At 40.4% G+C, this 20,705-nt stretch carries 15 protein-coding genes; 13 read left to right on the forward strand and 2 right to left on the reverse strand.

Annotation, left to right across the window (positions count from 1 at the left end; genetic code table 11):
• Positions 1–135 precede the first annotated feature (135 nt).
• The 5 genes from rfbA to D1164_RS18745 are packed head-to-tail and all read left to right on the forward strand — an operon-like array spanning position 136 to position 4,629.
• The gene (gene rfbA / locus D1164_RS18725) at positions 136–1,017 is read left to right on the forward strand and encodes a glucose-1-phosphate thymidylyltransferase RfbA (protein WP_119351477.1); all 882 of its coding nucleotides are present in this window, start codon (positions 136–138) and stop codon (positions 1,015–1,017) included.
• Between the two features lies 1 nt (position 1,018).
• On the forward strand, positions 1,019–1,582 hold the full coding sequence (rfbC, locus tag D1164_RS18730) for a dTDP-4-dehydrorhamnose 3,5-epimerase (RefSeq protein ID WP_119351432.1): 564 nt from the start codon (positions 1,019–1,021) through the stop codon (positions 1,580–1,582).
• Positions 1,579–2,454, forward strand: coding sequence for a dTDP-4-dehydrorhamnose reductase (gene rfbD, locus D1164_RS18735; RefSeq protein ID WP_119351433.1), 876 nt, complete (start codon positions 1,579–1,581; stop codon positions 2,452–2,454). The genes rfbC and rfbD overlap by 4 nt, the downstream gene beginning before the upstream one ends.
• Position 2,455: 1 nt before the next feature.
• Positions 2,456–4,201 (forward strand): phospho-sugar mutase, encoded by a 1,746-nt coding sequence (locus D1164_RS18740; RefSeq protein WP_119351434.1) that lies wholly within the window; start codon positions 2,456–2,458, stop codon positions 4,199–4,201.
• An 11-nt stretch (positions 4,202–4,212) separates the two neighbouring features.
• Complete coding sequence (locus D1164_RS18745; RefSeq protein WP_119351435.1) at positions 4,213–4,629, forward strand: Dabb family protein; 417 nt, start codon at positions 4,213–4,215, stop codon at positions 4,627–4,629.
• Here D1164_RS18745 and D1164_RS18750 read toward each other — a convergent pair.
• A complete protein-coding gene (locus tag D1164_RS18750) occupies positions 4,623–5,855 on the reverse strand; it encodes a nucleoside recognition domain-containing protein (protein WP_119351436.1) in 1,233 nt (410 codons plus the stop codon). The two genes, D1164_RS18745 and D1164_RS18750, sit on opposite strands and share 7 nt — an antisense overlap.
• Before the next feature lie 89 nt (positions 5,856–5,944).
• On the reverse strand, positions 5,945–6,949 hold the full coding sequence (locus tag D1164_RS18755) for a DUF6807 domain-containing protein (RefSeq protein WP_119351437.1): 1,005 nt from the start codon (positions 6,947–6,949) through the stop codon (positions 5,945–5,947).
• Between the two features lie 130 nt (positions 6,950–7,079).
• Between D1164_RS18755 and D1164_RS18760 the strand changes: the two genes are divergently transcribed.
• The 8 genes from D1164_RS18760 (at position 7,080) to D1164_RS18795 (ending at position 20,476) form a co-directional block, all read left to right on the forward strand.
• On the forward strand, positions 7,080–7,712 hold the full coding sequence (locus D1164_RS18760; RefSeq protein WP_119351438.1) for an RNA polymerase sigma factor: 633 nt from the start codon (positions 7,080–7,082) through the stop codon (positions 7,710–7,712).
• A 38-nt stretch (positions 7,713–7,750) separates the two neighbouring features.
• Entirely contained in the window at positions 7,751–8,941 is a 1,191-nt protein-coding gene (locus tag D1164_RS18765; RefSeq protein WP_119351439.1) for a FecR family protein, read from the forward strand.
• 142 nt (positions 8,942–9,083) lie between these two features.
• Entirely contained in the window at positions 9,084–12,401 is a 3,318-nt protein-coding gene (locus D1164_RS18770; RefSeq protein ID WP_119351478.1) for a SusC/RagA family TonB-linked outer membrane protein, read from the forward strand.
• A gap of 12 nt (positions 12,402–12,413) precedes the next feature.
• Positions 12,414–14,240 carry a RagB/SusD family nutrient uptake outer membrane protein gene (locus D1164_RS18775; protein ID WP_119351440.1) on the forward strand — a complete coding sequence of 609 codons (1,827 nt, stop codon included), beginning with the start codon at positions 12,414–12,416 and terminating at the stop codon, positions 14,238–14,240.
• A gap of 24 nt (positions 14,241–14,264) precedes the next feature.
• Positions 14,265–14,705, forward strand: coding sequence for a hypothetical protein (locus D1164_RS18780; protein WP_206611064.1), 441 nt, complete (start codon positions 14,265–14,267; stop codon positions 14,703–14,705).
• Positions 14,706–14,711: 6 nt separating this feature from the next.
• Positions 14,712–15,704 carry a DUF4466 family protein gene (locus D1164_RS18785; RefSeq protein ID WP_119351441.1) on the forward strand — a complete coding sequence of 331 codons (993 nt, stop codon included), beginning with the start codon at positions 14,712–14,714 and terminating at the stop codon, positions 15,702–15,704.
• Between the two features lie 238 nt (positions 15,705–15,942).
• On the forward strand, positions 15,943–18,027 hold the full coding sequence (locus tag D1164_RS18790) for an alginate lyase family protein (protein ID WP_119351442.1): 2,085 nt from the start codon (positions 15,943–15,945) through the stop codon (positions 18,025–18,027).
• A gap of 52 nt (positions 18,028–18,079) precedes the next feature.
• On the forward strand, positions 18,080–20,476 hold the full coding sequence (locus D1164_RS18795; protein WP_119351443.1) for a BNR-4 repeat-containing protein: 2,397 nt from the start codon (positions 18,080–18,082) through the stop codon (positions 20,474–20,476).
• The last annotated feature ends 229 nt before the right edge of the window (positions 20,477–20,705 follow it).

The raw sequence follows: 20,705 nt of genomic DNA on the forward strand, positions 1-20,705 counted from the left end.
GTTTTCAGTATTTTATTTTGCCGGATTGACGATTTCGTTACATTGCGGAACATCCCGGAAATTAAAAGATGATACGAATTAATTTTATTAATTTTGAAATTCATTTTTAAAAAAGATGACATAAAACCAGATAACATGAAAGGAATAATTCTCGCTGGTGGCGCCGGAACGCGGCTTTACCCCATCACACGATCGATTTCAAAACAGATTATACCGGTTTACGATAAACCGATGATATATTACCCCTTGTCAGTACTTATGCTGGCCGGAATTCGGGAAGTTCTGATTATTTCTACTCCTACTGATATTAAGTTGTATGAGGAACTTTTTGGTGACGGAAGCCAGTTGGGGCTGGATATTTCCTATAAAATTCAGCCTTCGCCTGACGGGCTGGCACAGGCATTTATTCTCGGCGAGGAGTTTATTGGAGACGATAATGTTTGTATGATTCTGGGGGATAATATTTTTTACGGATATAATTTTAGTGGTATCCTTGAGGAGGCCTCCCGTCTGGAAGATGGGGCCATTGTCTTTGGTTACTACGTAAATGACCCCGAACGATACGGGGTTGCTGAATTCGATGCCAGTGGTAAGGTAATATCCATTGAGGAGAAGCCGCAGCAGCCCAAATCGAATTATGCCGTTACTGGGTTGTATTTTTATTCAAACGATGTGGTGGAGAAAGCCCGGACGCTGAAGCCGTCGGCTCGCGGAGAACTGGAAATTACGGATTTGAACCGCAGGTATCTTGAAGAAGAACGGCTGAAAGTGAAATTGCTTGGGCGGGGATTTGCCTGGCTCGATACTGGCACCCACGATAGTCTGTTGCAGGCATCCAATTTTATTGCAACCATTGAGCAGCGACAGGGGTTAAAAGTATCATGCATTGAAGAGATTGCCTATAAAAAAGGGTTTATCTCTAGAGAACAATTAATAGAACTGGCGAAGCCGCTGAATAAAAATCAATACGGCGAGTATCTTTTGCGCCTGGCCGACAAACAAATTTTTTCTTTTTAAAATGAAGGTAACAGAAACTCCACTACCGGGATTATTGATTATCGAACCCCGGGTTTTTGCTGATTCGAGAGGGTATTTTTTTGAAGCATGGCAGGAAGAGCGTTACCGGGATGCCGGTATTGATACTGTATTTATTCAGGACAATGAATCAAAATCGTCGCGGGGAGTGGTGCGGGGTCTCCATTATCAGCTGGAGCCCTGGTCGCAGGCAAAGCTGGTACGTGTGGTGGAAGGCCGGGTATTTGACGTAGCCGTTGATCTGAGAAAAGGATCTCCCACTTTTGGCCGGTGGTTTGGCCTTGAACTCGACGGCGAATCAAAAAAGCAATTGTTTATCCCCCGTGGATTTGCTCACGGTTTTTCGGTTTTAAGTGAAACGGCCGTTTTTGCCTATAAATGCGATAACGGATACAACCGCGATGCGGAAAGATCTCTGAATATAAATGATCCGCAGCTGGCCATCGACTGGATGTTGAACGATGTTAAACCCATTGTATCTGAAAAGGATTTGGCTGCTCCCTATTTTGCAGATGCAGAAATGAACTTTAAATTCGATACACAATGAAGATACTTGTTACCGGTGCTTACGGACAATTAGGAAGTGAACTGAAAGAACTATCCGACAAATTTCCGCATTGGGAGTTTTTTTTTACGGATTGGGATTCTCTTGACATCACGGATGAAAATGCCGTGAACGATTTTTTTGAGGAGCACAAACCGGGATTTGTAATTAATTGTGCGGCATATACAGCGGTTGACAAGGCAGAAACCGATACACATTCCGCCTTGAAACTGAATACCTTTGCTCCGGGAGTTCTGGCAAAAGCTGCCAAAGTTTATGAAGCCGGCTTTATTCATATCTCCACCGATTATGTGTTCGATGGTAAATCATTCAACCCTTATTCAGAAATAGATACCGTGAACCCGGAAGGAATCTACGGAAAAACCAAACTGGGCGGGGAACGCTCGTGCAGGGGCGAAAATAAAAATGCTTTGATTATCAGAACGTCCTGGTTGTACTCTGCTTATGGAAACAATTTTGTGAAAACCATGCTCCGGCTTGGTCAGGAACGTGATTCCTTGAAAGTGGTATTTGACCAGGTAGGGACGCCAACATATGCCGCCGATCTGGCCAGGACTGTTTTGGCTATTGCGGAGATTTATGATACAAACAGAGAAAAATTCATCCCGGGCATTTACCATTATTCTAATGAAGGTGTAGCCAGTTGGTACGATTTTGCCAAAAGCATTTTTGAGATAACAAATACCGATTGCCGGGTATCTCCGGTTTTGTCTGTTGAGTTTCCGACACCCGCCAAACGGCCTCACTATAGTGTGTTGGATAAATCGAAAATAAAAAACACATTTAACCTGGAAATACAGTATTGGAAAGATAGTTTGAAAATTTGCCTGAATAAAATTCAAAAAAATAACTGAAATGGAAAATAAGGAGTTACTGCAACAGGTTCGTGATAAAGCACAGGAATGGCTTTCGGAAACCTACGATAAAGAAATACGGGGAGAAGTGCAACGTTTACTGGAGGCAGATGACCCGTCGGAGTTAATTGATTCGTTTTATAAAAATCTTGAATTCGGTACCGGTGGTTTGCGCGGAATTATGGGAGCAGGTACCAACCGGATGAACAGATACACAGTGGGAGCCGCTACACAGGGACTGGCAAATTACCTGAAGAAAAACTTTGCAGATCTTCCGGAGATTAAGGTGGCCATTGGTCACGATTGCCGCAATAATAGCCGGCTTTTTGCTGAAACCAGTGCCCGGATTTTTGCCGCTAACGGCATTAAGGCTTATTTATTTGAGGACTTGCGCCCCACGCCTGAGCTTTCTTTTGCCATTCGCGAACTGGGCTGTCAAAGCGGAATTATTCTTACGGCATCTCATAATCCGAAAGAATACAATGGTTACAAAGCATACTGGGACGATGGTTCGCAGATTGTAGCCCCGCACGATGTGAATATTGTAAACGAAGTGCTGAATGTAAAACCCGAAGACATAAAGTTTGACGGACCGGATGAACTCATTGAAATAATGGGCGAAGAGATGGACGAAAAATTTCTCGAAAAAGTAAAAACAGTTTCCATTTCTCCCGATGTGATCGAAAGGCACAAAGACATAAAAATCGTTTATACGCCCATTCACGGTACCGGTGTCAGGCTGGTTCCGGCAGCTCTCCGGAAATTTGGCTTTACCAACATCATCAATATTCCGGAACAGGATGTGGTCAGCGGTGACTTCCCTACGGTAGTTTCGCCCAACCCGGAAGAAGAGGCTGCCATGGAAATGGCGATGAAAAAAGCCCGGGAAGTAAATGCCGACCTGGTAATGGCCACAGACCCCGACTCCGACAGGCTGGGAGTAGCCGTAAAAAATGACAAAGGGGAGTATGTAATTGTAAATGGGAATCAGACCGCCCTCATTTTTATCTATTATATCATTACCAAAATGAAAGATGCCGGCACGTTGAAGGGCAACGAATATGTTGTAAAAACTATTGTTACAACGGAGTTGATTGCAGAAATAGCCCGGAAAAATGATATTGGTTATTACGATGTTTACACCGGTTTCAAATTTATAGCCGAAGTGATTCGCGAGTTGGAAGGCACTAAAAAATACATAGGGGGAGGAGAAGAAAGTTTTGGGTTTCTTCCGGCCGATTTTGTGCGCGACAAAGATGCTGTTTCTTCGTGTGCCCTTATGGCTGAGATTACAGCCTGGGCTATCGATCAGGGAAAAACCTTATTTGAATTGCTTCAGGATATTTATCTGGAATACAGTTACTCCAAAGAAAAAATGAAATATGTCGTTCGTCCGGGTAAATCAGGGGCTGATGAGATTCGGAAAATTATGGAAGATTTTCGTAACCAACCGCCCCGTGAATTGGGTGGTTCTCCTTTGGAGTGGGTGAAAGATTATTCGACGCTGACAGCTAAAAACCTGGTAACCGGCGAGGCGAAAAAAATTGACCAGAAAACAACGTCAAATGTTTTACAGTTTTTTACGCAGGACGGCACCAAAATTTCAGTGCGGCCATCGGGTACCGAACCTAAAATCAAGTTTTATTTTGAAGTGAAGGGAGCTTTAAAATCCCGCACTCATTTTGATGAAGCAGAGGAAACAGCCGATGCGAAAATTGAGGCAATTATGGAAGAGCTGGGACTTTAATCGAATTTTATATGAGGAAAAACAGAAGATCATTCCTGAAAAAGCTGGTAGCCGGAACAACGGCTGCCGGTTTTTTACCTTTTGCAAAGAATGCATCTGCAGCAGAAGTTAAATTGAAAGGCGCCCTAGTGCATCATGTTTTCTTTTGGCTGAAAGAACCGAATAATGAAGGGCATTTGAAGCAACTGGTAAAGGCGCTGAACGATTTACTGAAAGTGGAAACCATTAAAATGAGCCATATCGGTTTTCCTGCCGGAACGGAAAGCCGCGATGTGGTGGACCACTCCTATTCTGTTTCGTACATGGTAATGTTTGACAATCAGGCGGGACAGGATGCCTACCAGGTACATCCGCTACATGTAAAGTTTGTAAAAGAAAATTCTTACTTGTGGGAGAGAGTAGTGGTTTACGATTCAGTAGATCAGTGAAAAAACAAATACGCCATAAATATTGCAGCAATAATTCCTGTAAAATCGGCTATTAGCCCGCAAACCACGGCATAGCGGGTGTTTTTTATTCCCACCGATCCAAAGTAAACTGCCAGAATGTAAAATGTTGTGTCGGTAGCACCCTGCACTGTACTGGCTACGCGGCCTACAAACGAATCAGCTCCATGGGTTGACATGGCATCTACCATCATCCCACGGGCTCCGCTGCCACTCAATGGTTTCATAAGGGCTGTGGGCAGAGCAGGAGTAAAATCAGTGTTAATGCCAGCCTGTTCAAATAACCATGTAAAGCCGGAAATGAGCCACTCCATGGCACCCGATGCCCTGAATGCACCAATGGCTACGAGAATCGCCACCAGGTAAGGAATAATTTTTACCGCTGTTTTGAACCCATCTTTGGCACCATCGATAAACGATTCATACACATTTACTTTTTTCAACACCGCCAAAACGATAAAAGCAATTATCACCGAAAAGAGGATGAAGTTACTGGCAAGGTTTGAAACCTGCGTAACCGTTTCCTTATCAAGCCCTGAAAAATACCAGATAATTCCGGCAATAACGAGTGTGAGTCCGCCCAGGTAGCTTAATATAACTTTGTCCAGCAGGTTTATTTTTTGGTAAATGGCCACGGAAATTAACCCGGCCAGCGTAGAAAAATAGGTGGCCAGTAAAATCGGGATGAAAATATCGGAAGGGTTTACCGCTCCCAGTTGTGCCCTGTAAACCATGATGCTGATGGGCAGCAGGGTCAGCCCCGAGGTATTCAGTACCAAAAACATAATTTGTGCATTGGAAGCTACTTTTTTGTCCGGGTTTGTTGCCTGCATTTCTTTCATGGCTTGCAATCCGGTGGGAGTCGCAGCGTTATCGAGATTTAGCATGTTGGCGGCAATATTCATCATAATGGAACCGTAGGCCGGGTGTGTTTTCCCCAGTTCCGGGAAAAGTTTATTGAAGAATGGACCGATAACCCGCGAAAAGATATTTACAATTCCTCCTTTTTCTCCAATGCGCATAATTCCCATCCACAGGGTAAGTACACCGGTAAGGCCCAGTGAAATTTCAAAACCGGTTTTGGCCATGTCAAAGGTTTCGTTCACCATGTTAGGGAACACCTCCACATCGCCGAAAAATAACAGTCGGATTAGTCCAATCAGGAAAGCAGCCAGGAAAAAGAATATCCAGATGTAGTTTAGAGCCATTTAATTAAAATGCAGTTATACAAATTCGCGTAATGCAGATTTATTTAGTGAAAAAACGATTTCGTATCTCACTGTATTGTTGTACCATTTTAAAGTTTATTCCCAAATTCTTTCGCCATTTTTTCTATTTCTTCAACAGACGGATTGCCGGAGAAAACAGCAAGCCGGTAACGAAAGGTAGCCGATTGTCCATCTTCTATTTTAAAATTCATCTGCTCTTTGCCTTTCGAAAAAACATTCTGCCCAAGCGTGTTGGCGGCAAACAGGCCATAGCCGCGGGCATGCCAGTAGGTAGGATATCCTGCGTTTCCGGGATGATCGAAAATGACAACGGCTACATTTTCGCCGTTCATTACTCCCGAGAGTTTCATCCATTTTGCCCGGGTAGCCCATACATCGCTGCCTGTTATGCCTTCGCTGCTGAGGTAATCGCCGGTGGCAACTTTATCATCAGATGCATCCACCTCGGTAACGTTTCCGTGGGAGTCGGTCAGTTTTACTTTTCCGGAGGAAGGTAATTCCAATTCGCGGGTTACACGAATGGCAAACATCCCTTCTTTGTTGTCGGTAATCTTTACTATCCCGTTCACCGCTTTTAAAATAGTTGTGCGGTCAATAATGCGGGTTTTTCCCTCTACCGAAAAAGTATATTCAGAAGTTTCTGCAAGAAGCGTATTCCCTTTATGGTCCTTCCATGAGGCAGTGGTGGTCAGTTTCCCTTTCCCTTTTCCGCTTTCCGCATTTTCAACCGTTTCGTGAAAAATGGTGCCGTAGTTATCTGCCTTCTCAGGAGGAATTGCTTCCGAGTTATTCCAGAAATCGAGGCCATTAACGTCGCCATAATTTAGCCATATTCCCACGTGGTGGGGATGATCGGCCCGTTCCCCTGCTTTATTTTTCAATGGGAATTGCCTGGTAATTTCATTCCCGTCGGCAGTAATTACCGGCCACAACACCGGTTTTTTAATGTTGTCGGGATAGATGTATGAAGTAAAAAGATCTCCTCCCACCGAAATATCCACTTTTTTTTCTGCCGGTTTTGGTTCTATCGTTATTCGCGGTTGTGCTTCTAAAAAGAATACACAGAAAATCATGCTGCAAGCTGTTAAGAATATCCGTTTCATTATTGATTTATTAACTGGTTAAAGTGGCAACAAGATAATAAACTTAACAGAGTGTTCCATAAAATTTGGATATATTTGTTCGGTTCAATAACGGCAATGCATGCGGGATTCTAAGAATAACAACATTGATTTTTTGTGGAACGCTTTTCTGCGAGGCGATGATAAAAGTTTCTCAGCTATTTATCAGCAGCACATTGAAGCGATGTTTTCTTATGGATATAAGCTAAGCGCTGATCGGGAAATTGTTCATGATTGTATCCAGGAAATATTCATAGATCTATTCCTTAAACGGGAAAAAGTCAATGTGAGAATCGAAAATTTGAAATCCTATTTGTTCGTAGCGTTGAGGAATTGTATCGGAAAAAAAATGTCTAAAAAAAGAAGATTTGAGCCGATTCGTAGAGGGGAGGAGAGTAACGATATTTCATTTCAAACCGAATATAGTTTCCAGGAAAAACTGATAGAGCTTGAGATTTCGGGTGAAATAAAGAAAAAACTACAAACAGCCGTAAATAGTTTACCCGATCGTCAGAAGGAAATTATTTACCTCAAATTTGAGGAAGAAATGGATTATTCCGAAATAGCCGATATCCTCAAAATTTCTGTGGAGTCAGCGCGGAAGTTGCTGTACCGTTCGTTGTTGTCGTTACGGAAAATAGTTGATCCGGCAGTCGTACAAACACTATTTGCAATTTTTTTTCGAAAAAAATCAATTTTCATGTCCATGTTCTAGGTACTTTCAGCCCCTGTTATTAAACAAGGGAACAATAAGTGGATAAATTTTTAAACTATTTTGAGGATAAGAAGTTTGTGCGTTGGGTTCTTTATCCCGACAATCAGCTTGATACATTCTGGAAAGAGTATCTTGAAGCCAATCCTTCAGAGAAGGACCAGTTGGAATTGGCCCGGCTACTTTTATTGCAACTTCAATCGAAAAAAGAGTCTGCGATTTCTGATACGGCAACAGTTGATCTGTACCCGGAAATAGTCGCGCAGATAGAGCAAAAACAAAAAAGATATAAAGTCCGCAGGTTTGCATTGGCATTTGCCAGGTATGCTGCCGTGGGACTGTTGTTTTTTTCGCTGGGTATAGCTTATTATTATTTCCAAGGCCCAGGGCAGTTGGAGAGGTTATCAGAACAAGCAGTTATGTTGCAGGGGAATGAACATGCACAACTTATATTGGGAAGTGGAGAGAATGTTTCTATTAACGAAAAAGAATCGACGGTTGAGTACCAGGCAAATGGAAAAATTATTATCAATAACCAGGATACGGTGCAGTCGAATGCAGGAAGTTCGGAAAAGCAGGAGTTGAACCATCTTATAGTTCCTTACGGAAACAGCTCTTCTGTAAAATTGCCCGACGGAACAATTGCCTACTTAAATGCCGGTTCTCGTTTGGTATATCCCAACTTTTTTAAAGGAAAAAGCAGGGAAGTTTTTTTGATTGGAGAAGGTTTTTTTGAGGTAGCCCACAATGAAGAAATGTCGTTTATTGTGCAAACAAATGATTTGAGTGTTGAGGCGCTTGGTACCCAATTTAACTTATCAGCGTATCCATCTGATAATATGGTGGAAACGGTTTTGGTAGAAGGAAAAGTAAAACTGAGGCAAAAAGGTTTTCAGCCCCTGAAAAGGGATTATATTCTGGAGCCTGATCAGTTGGCCGTTTTTGATCGGGCCAGCACTGAAATAAATATCTCAGAAGTAGATGTACTGAACTATGTATCATGGCACGAAGGTTTCTTGAACTTTGAAAGTGCAGAGTTAAGCAGGATCGCAAAAAAATTGGAGCGTTACTACAACATCAATATCATGTTGAGCGATCCGATGCTGGGTATCCGGACTATCTCCGGAAAACTGAAATTAAAAGATGAGAAGGAGCGGGCATTAATGGTGTTGGCAACTACAGCATCAGTAGAATTGGTGAAATTAAACGAAACGACTTATGTATTGAGATAAAAACTAAAAAACCAGACAGTGTCCCACCACTGCCCGGTTTTCAGATAATTAAATTTTATTAATTGAACTTTTCAAAATTATGAAAAAATTACGAACTGTGTATCTTTTGACAAAAAGATGCAGAAACTTAAACTTTAAAAAAATGAAATTGACGTTATTGTTTTCATTTTTGATTTTTTCGGCAGCCTGGGCTGAATCGTATTCCCAGACCACGCGAATCAGTTTGGATCTCAAAAACGTCCCGGTAAAAAAGTTAATCCAGGAAATTGAAGATCAAACCGATTTTTTCTTTTTATACCAGGACGAAGTTATCAGCAGAAACCAGCGAATTACTATCCAGGTGGACAATGAGTCGTTAGACAAGATCATTCAATTGATGGAAGAACAGGCTTCTGTTTCCGCTGAAATTATGGAAAAACAGATTGTGCTAAAAAGAAAAGTTGCTGCGACAAGATTAGACACCCAGCAGCCTGAACGTCAAATTACCGGGTTTGTATCCGATCAGGATGGGCAACCGTTGCCAGGCGTCACGGTGGTCGTGAAAGGAACAACTACCGGGACGGTTACAAATTCCGATGGGGAGTTTACATTGGCAATTCCGGATAATGCTGAAACATTGCAGTTTTCTTTTGTAGGAATGAAAGTGCAGGAAGTGGCAGTGGAAGGGAAGAGTACTTTTACAGTAGTGATGGAAGAGGATGCGATTGGTGTTGAAGAAGTTGTTGTAGTAGGTTATGGTACGCAGAAAAAAGTAAATTTAACAGGAGCTGTGACAGCAATTAAGATGGATGAGAAAATTACAAGTCGTTCTCTACCGAATGTTTCGTCCATGATGCAGGGATTAGTCCCGGGGCTTGCTGTAAATCAAAACTCCGGAATGGCCGGTAATAATGAAGCTGAATTATTAATTCGTGGATTAGGAACCGTTAATAATGCCCGGCCATTAGTAGTGGTAGATGGTTTGCCAGATGTTGATTTAAACCGCATCAATATGAATGATATTGAGAGTATTTCGGTTTTGAAAGATGCGGCTTCATCTGCAGTTTATGGTTCCCGGGCGGCAAACGGGGTAATTTTGATAACTACCAAATCAGGGATAAAAGGAGAAACCAAGATCAATGCAAATGTATCTTACTCTGTTGCAAATCCTACAAAAACGTATGATTTTATGGCAGATTATCCCAGGGCTCTGACGCTTCATCAAAGAGAGGCGGCCGTAAATACACTTCGTTCAAATTACACGTATAAAGATGGAACAATTGATCAATGGATGGCACTGGGGATGATTGATCCTGTACGTTATCCAAATACTGATTGGTGGAATATTATATTAAGAAACGGTGAAACACAGAATTATAATGTATCAGCTACAGGAGGGAATGATAAATCCAATTTTTTCATTTCTGTTGGATTAATGGATGAAAAGGGATTACAGATTAGTAATGATTATACCAGGTATAATGTAAGGATTAATTATGATGCGAAAATAAGATCAAACATGAATGTAGGGGCAAAGTTTGCCGGAAATTGGTCAAAGTATCAATATAATTATTCAGAGGGTTTTACTGCTAATTCCTCCGGAAGTCTTGATTTATATGCTGCAGTTGCAGGTATTCTTCCTTATGATCCGGCAACTGGCTATTATGGTGGGGTGATGGCCTATAATGAGAATGTACAGGCGTATAATCCTTATGTGGATTTTAAAAACAGAGTGAATTATCAAAACCGGCAAGAGGCCAATGGGAGTCTCTATTGGGATTGGTCCCCTGTTTCAGGCCTAAAAGCAAGAGCAGAATATGCATTAAATTATTATAATCAGTTCCGATGGCGTGCTGATATACCGGCACGCGCCTATGACTTTCAACAAGATGATTTTGGGTCGCGCGTGTATGTTGGAGAAAATGCAGGTGTTTCCAATTATAGCAGCTCAGGATATAAAACATTGTTAACAGGCCGGATAAACTACGATAAACAATTTGGAGAAAATCATACAATTAACTTAATGGCTGTATACAGTGAAGAATTTTGGTATGGACGAAGTTTGAATGCCAGTCGAAATGACCGGATACATCCATCGCTTCATGAACTCAATGCAGCCTTACTGGATAAAATTTCAAATTCAGGTTCTTCCAGTGCAGAAGGGTTACGTTCATATATTGGAAGGTTGAACTATTCGGCATTTGATAAATACCTGTTGGAAGCAAATTTCAGGTATGATGGTTCCTCTAAATTTCTTCCGGGATATCAATATGGCTTTTTCCCTTCAGCTGCTGTAGGCTGGAGATTTGTAGAGGAAGGATTTTTTCAATCCATAGCAGAAAAAGTAAATCTTTCGAATGGGAAATTACGCCTTTCCTATGGAGGTCTGGGAAACAACAGTGGGGTTAATCGTTATGAACAACAAGAGACTCTTGGAACCAATAATTATTTTATTAAAGAGAAAATAGTCAAAGGCTTTATTTATGAAAAGATGGTTAACCGAGATTTATCCTGGGAAGAAACAAGAGTGATAAATTTTGGAGTTGATTTAGGGTTTTGGAAAAATTCACTCTCCCTGGAAATCGATTATTATAACCGTTTGACTACCGGGATGAACCGGCCTTCAGAACTTTCCAATTTACTTACCGGAGCATATGATGCACCGCGCAGAAACATCGGAGACTTGCGTAACCGAGGAATTGAAGGGAATTTTACCTGGCGGGACCAAAAAGGTGCATTTAATTATGCGGTTAATTTTAATGTGTCCTACAATGAAACCGTATTGGAAAAGTGGAGTGAATTTCTTACGAGAGGGTGGGTATTTATAGATATGCCTTATCATTTTCTTTATACATATGAGGATGATGGAATTGCGCAAACATGGGCAGATATATACAATGCCACTCCCCAGGGAGCATCTCCGGGAGACATATTAAAAAAAGATTTAAATGGAGATGGACGGATAGATAGCAATGACAGAAAAGCTTATCCCAATGTGCAACGTGACAGGCCCACAACAAATTATGCGTTAAATGCAAATATGTCATGGAAAGGATTTGATCTGGCAATTTTGTTTCAGGGGGCTGCAGGAAGAAAAGACTATTGGATTAATAATTACAATAATATCAATTTTGCAGATACACATTATGCCTCAACCTGGGAACATTGGAATAATACATGGATGGTAGACAACAGGGAAGGAGGATGGCCAAGGCTTGGAGGCAGTGGTAACCGAGTGGAAACAACCTTTTGGCTGGATAATCTGTCCTATTTACGTTTTAAAAATTTACAATTGGGATATACCTTCCCCCAAAGATTGTTAAAGCCATTTGGAATCAGTAATATACGGGTTTTTGGGTCGGCTGAAAATTTGGTGACTTTTACCAAATACAGAGGATTAGACCCGGAAAAACGGACATATTCAAATGAGGTTTATCCGCTAAATAAAGTATACTTAATTGGTATTAATTTTGAAATTTAAATGGTACACACGATGAAACGACTAGTATCTAAAATATATATAATAATCCTGACAGGATTCATGCTTTTCCCTTCATGCATTGAAAATCTTCTTGAGCAGGAACCTACTACAGAACTTGGTGCTTCAGCTTTTTGGAAGACAGAAGCTGATGCTACTTATGCGTTGATGGGAGCATATTCTTCTATCCGTCCCATATTCGATCGCGATTATCATTATGATGGATTAGGTGAGTTTTTAAGAATGTATAATACCGGGGCAGCGCCAATCAAATTTTCAACAAGTAACCCAAGTAATTATGGTGGTGGTTTTGATGCAGTGTGGGAAGCATTGTATGGCGCAGTTAACCGTACAAATTATGTTATTGAGAATGTAGAAAAGATGCTTTCTGATGCAAAGACTGAAAAATCAGTTACCAACCTGGAATCAATTATTGGGGAAGCTCGGTTGTTACGGGGAATGTGCTATTTTAGGTTGATTGCTATGTACGGTGATGTGCCTTATTTTGGAAACATAATTTATGATAATTCTGAAGTGGCATCTATTTCAAGGACACCGATTGCCCAGGTAAAAGATTCTATTCTGGCTGATTTTACTTATGCGATAGAGAAACTTCCTGAACAAACCCAGGAAACAGGCAGGGCTTCCAAGCCTTCAGCGCTGGCATTCAGAGGTAAACTTAATCTTTATTGGGCGTCCTGGAACAATTTCGGATGGCCGGAACTCGACACTTTTACGCCAAGTTCTTCAGAGGCAACTGCAGCGTATACATCTGCTGCTGCAGATTTTAAAAGCGTAATTGAGGATTTTGGCTTGCAGCTTTTTAGGGGAGGAGAGCCAGGAGAATGGGGAGTAATGGGTGATGCTGAGGTTCTGCCTAATTATTATTACCTTTTTATTCCATCTACAGGCAATCAGAATGCTGACGGAGAAATGTTAATGGTATTTACGCATGGTGGTATTGGAACCGGACAAAGTGAAGAGTTAATGCGGGTTTTTACCGGAAGATCAATTGAGGGATCACAAAATCAGGCAATTCCGAGATTTGAAATAGCAGATCGCTACCAGTCAACAATCACCGGAGATTTTTGCGAACCTTTAATCCCAATGAACCCTTCTGAACCAGGAGCCAGAACAGCACTAAATTCAGCTTTAAACCCGGAGAGTTATGCCAATAGAGATTATAGAATGAAAGCTACACTCTTATGGGATTATGAAAAAATAATGGGTCTGCGTTCTTTACAGGAAATAGGATATGTACCTTTTATATATAAAACATGGAATCAAAAAATTACTATTGACGGTGAAGAATATACCACTTTCAATGATGGAGGCACAAACAGGACAGGATATGATTTCAGAAAGTTTGTGCGAAATTATTCAGGACAAGGACGCAGTGAGGGGGATTATAACTGGCCTGTAATGAGGTTGGCTGATGTTTTTCTAATGTATGCGGAGGCTACAAATGAATTACACGGACCACAAGCTGATGCCATTGAACTTGTTAACCAAATACGGCACCGGGGTAATTTACCTCCATTAGCTGCAGAAAAGACCGCAGATAAAGAATCTTTCTTTGCTGCTATCGAACAGGAAAGAATTATTGAGTTATTTGCTGAGGGGCACAGGATGTGGGATCTCCGGAGATGGAGAGCAATTGAAAGAGTTTGGGGACCACCATATGGAGACGGGAAATGGACTATTGATACGCACGGAGCAAATCAGCAACGCTTTTTTTACAATGCCTCGGAACTTACTTATCAACGTTGTTACCTGTTCCGTATTCCTCCGGGAGAAAGAGACATAAATTCTAACTTAACGCAAAATACCCCGTGGCTTTAATATAATAATTGTAAAATTCCAGTTATGAAAAAGATTATAAAAAATATAGCGGTCAAAAAATATGTATTACCTGTCTCATTGGTTTTCCTGTCATTGTTTTTAATAATTCGCTGTACAGATTATCCTATTGATGAAGACGGATTATTAATAACTGAAAGAGCAGAATGTTATGTAAGTAATTTTGAATTACTGGGCACAGATTTTCAAACAGTACGGACAAAAGCTCCTGAAATAGATACGGTGGCTCAAACTATCCATGTGGAAGTATTTTATGGGACCGATCTGAAAAACCTGTATCCACAGTTCTCATTAATTACTGATGCAAAACTGGACCCTAAAATTACGGGCAAAGTTGATTTCTCTGATATTGAAAATCCAAAACAATGGACTGTAGTTTCCGGAAACAGACAAGTTCGTAAGACGTATACGGTTTTTATAGCAGTGCAGGAAATATCTCAAAATTAACAAATCATGAAAAATATATTTTTTAACATATGCAAATTGATTTTTCTTGCTGTGATAATTGTTTCATGCGAGGAAACCGAATATTCAATTCCTGAATTAAAACCAGGGTTGAAAAATGATTGTATTAAACATTCCCTGGGGCCAAATGTGTTGGGACAAAATATTGAGTTCGCTTATGCAATGGCGCTTAAACCTGAAGAAGGAATTCTTTTGAAAGCTGAAGTGGAAGCTTCTATTGCCGGCGCGGAAGGTACTTATCTTGAAAATAAGTCATATTATACCAATGGTTCAGGAATTAATGTAGGTGTCGAAGTAGGAGAAGCTTCTGTTTCTTCGGGAAACAAAACAACGGTTACATTTAATAAAGACACTTGTGCTGCAACCCTGCGCTATTTTTATAAAGTACCGGAAGAAGCGCGAGGTAAAATGATAACTTTTAAATTCTCTGCCACTGCTAATAATGGAGAGTCAGTTTCATATGAAATGGGGCCTTATAAAGTGAGAGAGATGGATATGATACTGGATTTGGTTGCCACAAATGAGGAGGCTTGCTATATTTCCATATCGGATATGGCCGTTTATAATGCGGCGGAAGCCGCTGAAAAACCGGATAATATTGATTTGGTTTATCTGTACAGAGCAATTCCCGGAATTTCATTTAATCATGCATTGGTTTCACCTTCGGCCGAATCGCAATATTTACCTGAAGTAGTGTTGCCATCCAATGTAAATAATAAATCAAAAGTAATTAAAGCATGGAACGTTCAGGATCAACAACTGGCCCGTCTGCACTATGGTGTGTTTGTTGATGATTCGGATATTGAGCAAATTGATTTTTCCAATGCAGCCGACTTTGCCATAAACATGAAAAAAGAATCGGGCCTTTGGGTTGAAACAGAAGATGGTAAATACAGGGCCTACATTTTTATCAATAAAGTTAAAGTTGATGATTCTTCCGAAGAGATGACATTAAGTTTGAAAAGATTACAAGTAAAATAGTTTCAATCTGTTTGCTGAAAAAGCATCATGTTTTTTCATAGATGATTTTATGTTGTAAATGAAAAGGTTAGAGGTGATGGAAGCATTCCATTTCACCTCAACCTTTCATCGTGCTTAAGCTAAAAAAAGTTCATTTTATTCTTTAAAATGAAGGATTAGAAAAGAAGGAAAGTTAAAAGTAAATGACTTTATTCTTGTTGCGATTTAATCGTTGTTTTAATCTTAAAATCACATAAAAATGACTAGCGAAAATAGAAGGCAATTTCTTCAGAAGTTTGGGTTTATTTCTCTTGCTGCCGGTGTAAGCAGCTTCCCTATGGCAACCATTGGATATCCTTCAGATTCTTTCATTGAAACTGAAAAAAGTGGGCTTGCATCTTTGTTGCCCGGTGAAATATTTTCGGTACTGAATATAGATAGTTCAGAGCTTGCAAAAGTAAAAGAAGTTTTAAATAAGAAAGGATACGACGCTGCATTGGCAGAATTACTCAAGTACTATAGAATCCGTTACCCGAAACCTGCCGAAGTGGCCAAAAGTTCCTCAAGTGGTTCTGATAAAGTTTCAGCTTCAATATCCAGAGCAAATAATATAGAGAAGCATATTTTTCAATGGGGACCATACGACGCTGCAGATTATGGCTCTAATATCGATTGGGCGGCAGATCCTGCTGGTGATATTGAATGGGTCGCATCAGTCTATCGTTTTTACTGGGCGAATGATTTGGTAAATGCATATTTGGAAACTGGCGATGAAAGGTATGCCAGCATTTTTGTTGAATTGACAACAGACTGGATAGGCAAACACCCGCTGGAGAAAACAATTGATATTGTTCATCCTGTATATAAGGCGGGTGTATATGGTTCTGCTGGTTGGAAAGGATATCCCTGGCTTGATCTTCAGACCGGCATCAGGGCCACTAATATTTGTAAGGGGTTTCGGACTTTTGTACATACTAAGGCTTTTACACCAAGTTTTTTAGCAATGCTGATTGCCAGTTTATATGACCATCAGCTAAAAACAGAAAAGATGCCAATGAATAAAGTTCATAATAAGGCTATTTTTGAACAACGTGGTTTTTTTAATGTTATGTACACCCTTCCTGAATATAAAGACAGGGAAAAGTGGCTGGATACAGGTATTGAACTTACAAGTAAATACTTGTTGGCCCAAACTACTGCAGATGGGGTTCAGCGTGAATGGTGCGGAGGATATCATACGGGAGTTTACAATGACGCACTTGAAATAGAGAACCGAACGGAGGCTTTGGGGCGTAAAATGCCATTGGTTTTTCAGAATCGGATAAAATTAATGGCGGATCATTTTTTCGGTATCTCGACACCAGATCTGGGATTTCCTATGTTTGGAGATACATCCAGAAATGTACAGGCATCTGGTGACCGAAAGTCGTTGCCTTTATACGACAGATTGTTGGAAGCGAGTGAAAAGTTTAATGATCCAAAATATAAAGCTTTGGCCGACCTGGATATTCAGCAGTTGCCTTCAAACGGGAGTACCGCTTTTTCAGAATCCGGACTTTATGCTATGAGAAATAAATGGACACCTGATCAGGTATACATGGCTTTACATTGTTCTCCACCGGCATTCAGCTCTCACGATACGCCTGATAACGGAACTTTTGAAATCTATGGCTATGGACGTTGGTTAATGCCAGATACAGGATTTTATACTTATGGCAATAATCTTAAAGCCAGGGCATGGCATCGGCAAACAAAAGTTCATGCAACATTGACTTTAAATGGGGAAGATACAATGATTTCCGGACGCAAGTTATTGTGGAATAGCAGTGAAGATGCAGATGTTTTGTGTGTTGAAAATCATTCTTACCGATTTTTTCTGCATCGTCGGACAGTATGGTTTTTGGGAAAAAAGAGTGATGTTCCATTCTTTGTTATTCTTGATGAAGCAATTGGCGACGGAAAAGGTGATATCGCTATTCATTTTCCAATCGCACCTGGACCAGTAACCCTGGATAATGCCATGGGACGTATTACAACAGGGTTTGACGACTCGAATCTTATGATTCAGGTAGTTGGTCAAAAGCCGATTAGTTTAGAGAAAGAGGAAGGCTGGTATTCGAAGAAATATGGTGAAAGAGAGAAACGGACTTCCGTATCTGCTGTTTACAAAGGGCAGGGGCCTTTTGCTTTTGTGTCAGTTTTAGTTCCGCATAAAGGGAAAAAGTATCCGGATTGTCGGCTTATTACAGATCTTGCTTCACTTTATGCTGGAGGTGATCCGGTAGAATTGGAAGTGGAGGTGGACGGGAAGAAATGGACATTGGAACGAAAATTACATGGTTGAAAAGGTCTGAGTTTATACAGAAGAAAATGGCAATAATAAAAAATATAAAATAATGCGACTTCTTGTTTTTTTAACGGTGTCAGTTCTGCTATCATCTACACTCTCATGCACTTATGAAGATGATAATGTGCAATTGGGCGAATGGACTCCAAAAGCTGGGGGGTGTGGAGGCATTTTTTTTTATGCCGATGAAGGTCCGTTGGTAATTGAAATAGAAAAACAGGACTTGAATAAAACCAAATCCTCAACGGCATTACGTGCAATTTTTGTTGGCCCTGATCGTAAGTTAATTCAGGATTTATGGATTCCTGATGATAATATACCACAGGGAGGGGGAACAGGCCCGGCACAGTCATTAATATTAAACGCAGAGGTAGAGCATCCTGGTGTTTATGCCGTAATGATTACTGTCGCAAATGATCGGTATGGAGAGAATATCATTTGGCGATTCAGAACGAGTTGTAAAAAGTATATGATTGAAACTTCCAGGGGACATCGTGATCAGCACCATGAAGAACCCATTGTTTTGCACGATGCTGAAAGAGAGGCTGATTTGTGCTTTTTACCCCCCGATAATACGTTTAGTATTTTAGCGACTAACTTAGCTGATGATGTAGAATCATTGGAATTAAAAGATGCTCAAAATCGTCAAATAGCCGTTATCAGTGTAAAAAACGATACCGCATTTTATACTGTTGATGAGGGGACTCGGCTTGCAACTCCGTGGAAGTTGCATTTTGAAAAGGCGCAAAGTAAGGTGCAAATACAAGGAGTGACCAAATGGAGTGTTGGTGATGAGTCAAACTACTTTCACCAATTTCCCAATGGCGCATTTTGGACTCCATCGTCTGAAAGCTGGTTTTCAGTTCAGAGCAATCGATGGTTACTTACTCCGCATAACAGAACTATTTTTGGTGATCAGGGAGAAAAAAAATCAATTTCCTTTAAAGTGCACAATAATGGGATTAAGGCAAATCAAATTACGTTAGAGCTTGAATTCCCAAATCAGAAATGGGATATTCAACTGTCAGAGGAAAAAGTTGATCTGGCTCCGAATGAAGAAAAAGAGATAACGCTTAACTGGATAGCAGAAAAGGTTGATCAGGTTGTACACCTGCGGGCAACTTGCGATGATTATTCAACCTACTCAACATTATATGCCAAAGCAGGAAGAATCCCGACAGATTCCCATATCGATATTCCATTGGTACTTAAACCTTATTTTCAAGAGCATGAGCAATATGGCTATTTGCCAGATTATCCTTTAGATAATCAACCATACTTTAATATTGACAACAGACCTTTTGTTCGTACGGAAGATGGCGTATTTTCCTTAAAAAATGAGAAATGGGACAATGTACAAGTTGGATCGCCAAATGGGTCAATTATTGCTTTTGGTGCTGATGGCGATGTGTATACATTGGCAAAAAAGAATGACCAGGCAGTTTTGTTACACTCACAAGACGGAGGGAAAAGTTTTACTTCTTATGATATTCCTGGGAGTTCCCCAACCTCGCGTTTTGATATAGAGCAATTTTCAGGGCATAATATACCTGCTGGCCCTCCTCCGGTAACAAGATATACCCAAAGGGGAGCAGATAAAAACCACTTTTGGCGAAGGCATGGTGATTTGGAGCTTTTAATCCCTAAAAAGGGTAGTAATGGAATTGAATGGAAAGAATCAATATTAATATCTGAAAAGTGTCTGGGGGTATCTTCACATTCCGGGATCCCTTCGTCATTAGTTTCTCTCGGTTCAAAAATTTTTATTGTTTGGGGTGAAGTGTCTGATCCCGAGGTGAGCAAAGAAATAATTCCGGGAGTACCTGTTTACGTTACCTCTTATGACATAGCTACAGGCAAGTTGGAAAAACCCATATTGGTTGGTTATGGAGCACCTCCTAATGATGTACATAATATTCCGGGAATTACATTGGACAGCAAAGGGTTCTTACATGTATTAACAGGTACACATGGTAGACCATTTAATTATACAAGGTCAATTGAACCTGGAAATATAAATGGAGGTTGGACTGAGGCGGAGCCTGTAATGGATGTTAAAGGTTCACAATCTAGTCAAACTTATTTGGGATTAGTTACAGGTAAAGATAATACCCTGCATTTGGCTTTCCGTCTATGGCGTTATAATACAGATTATTTTCCAAATAATTATTTTGCATCATTAGCGTACATGTCTAAAAAACCGGGTGAACCTTGGTCCGAACCAGTACTTTTAGTTGTAGCTCCTTTTTCCAGTTATAGTGTCTATCGGCATCGTTTTACTATTGACCGTTTAGGTAGATTGTATTTGTCATTTGATTATTGGTCAACTTATTGGTTTTATAGGAATGATAAAAAAGATCGTAAAAGAACTTTGCTAATGTCACCAGATGGAGGTTTATCCTGGAAACTGGCAGATAATAAAGATTTAAAAACAGAAATCAGATAAATAACAGGCTTTAGGTCGCTTCAAAACAAAATATCAATTTTGAATATAATCTCTTTTGGAAAGCCCATGAATAATAAATAAAATAATCATTGGGTATTAATCCATGTTATAGCTGATTATTAGCATAATTGATGCGATGAATTACTCCATAGATTATTTATAATTATTCGGTTGAATTGATCTATACTATTGTCCGCATATTTATATTACAAGATAAAGAACATGATGT

This window comes from Mariniphaga sediminis, assembly GCF_003573545.1.
GTDB lineage: Bacteria > Bacteroidota > Bacteroidia > Bacteroidales > Prolixibacteraceae > Mariniphaga > Mariniphaga sediminis.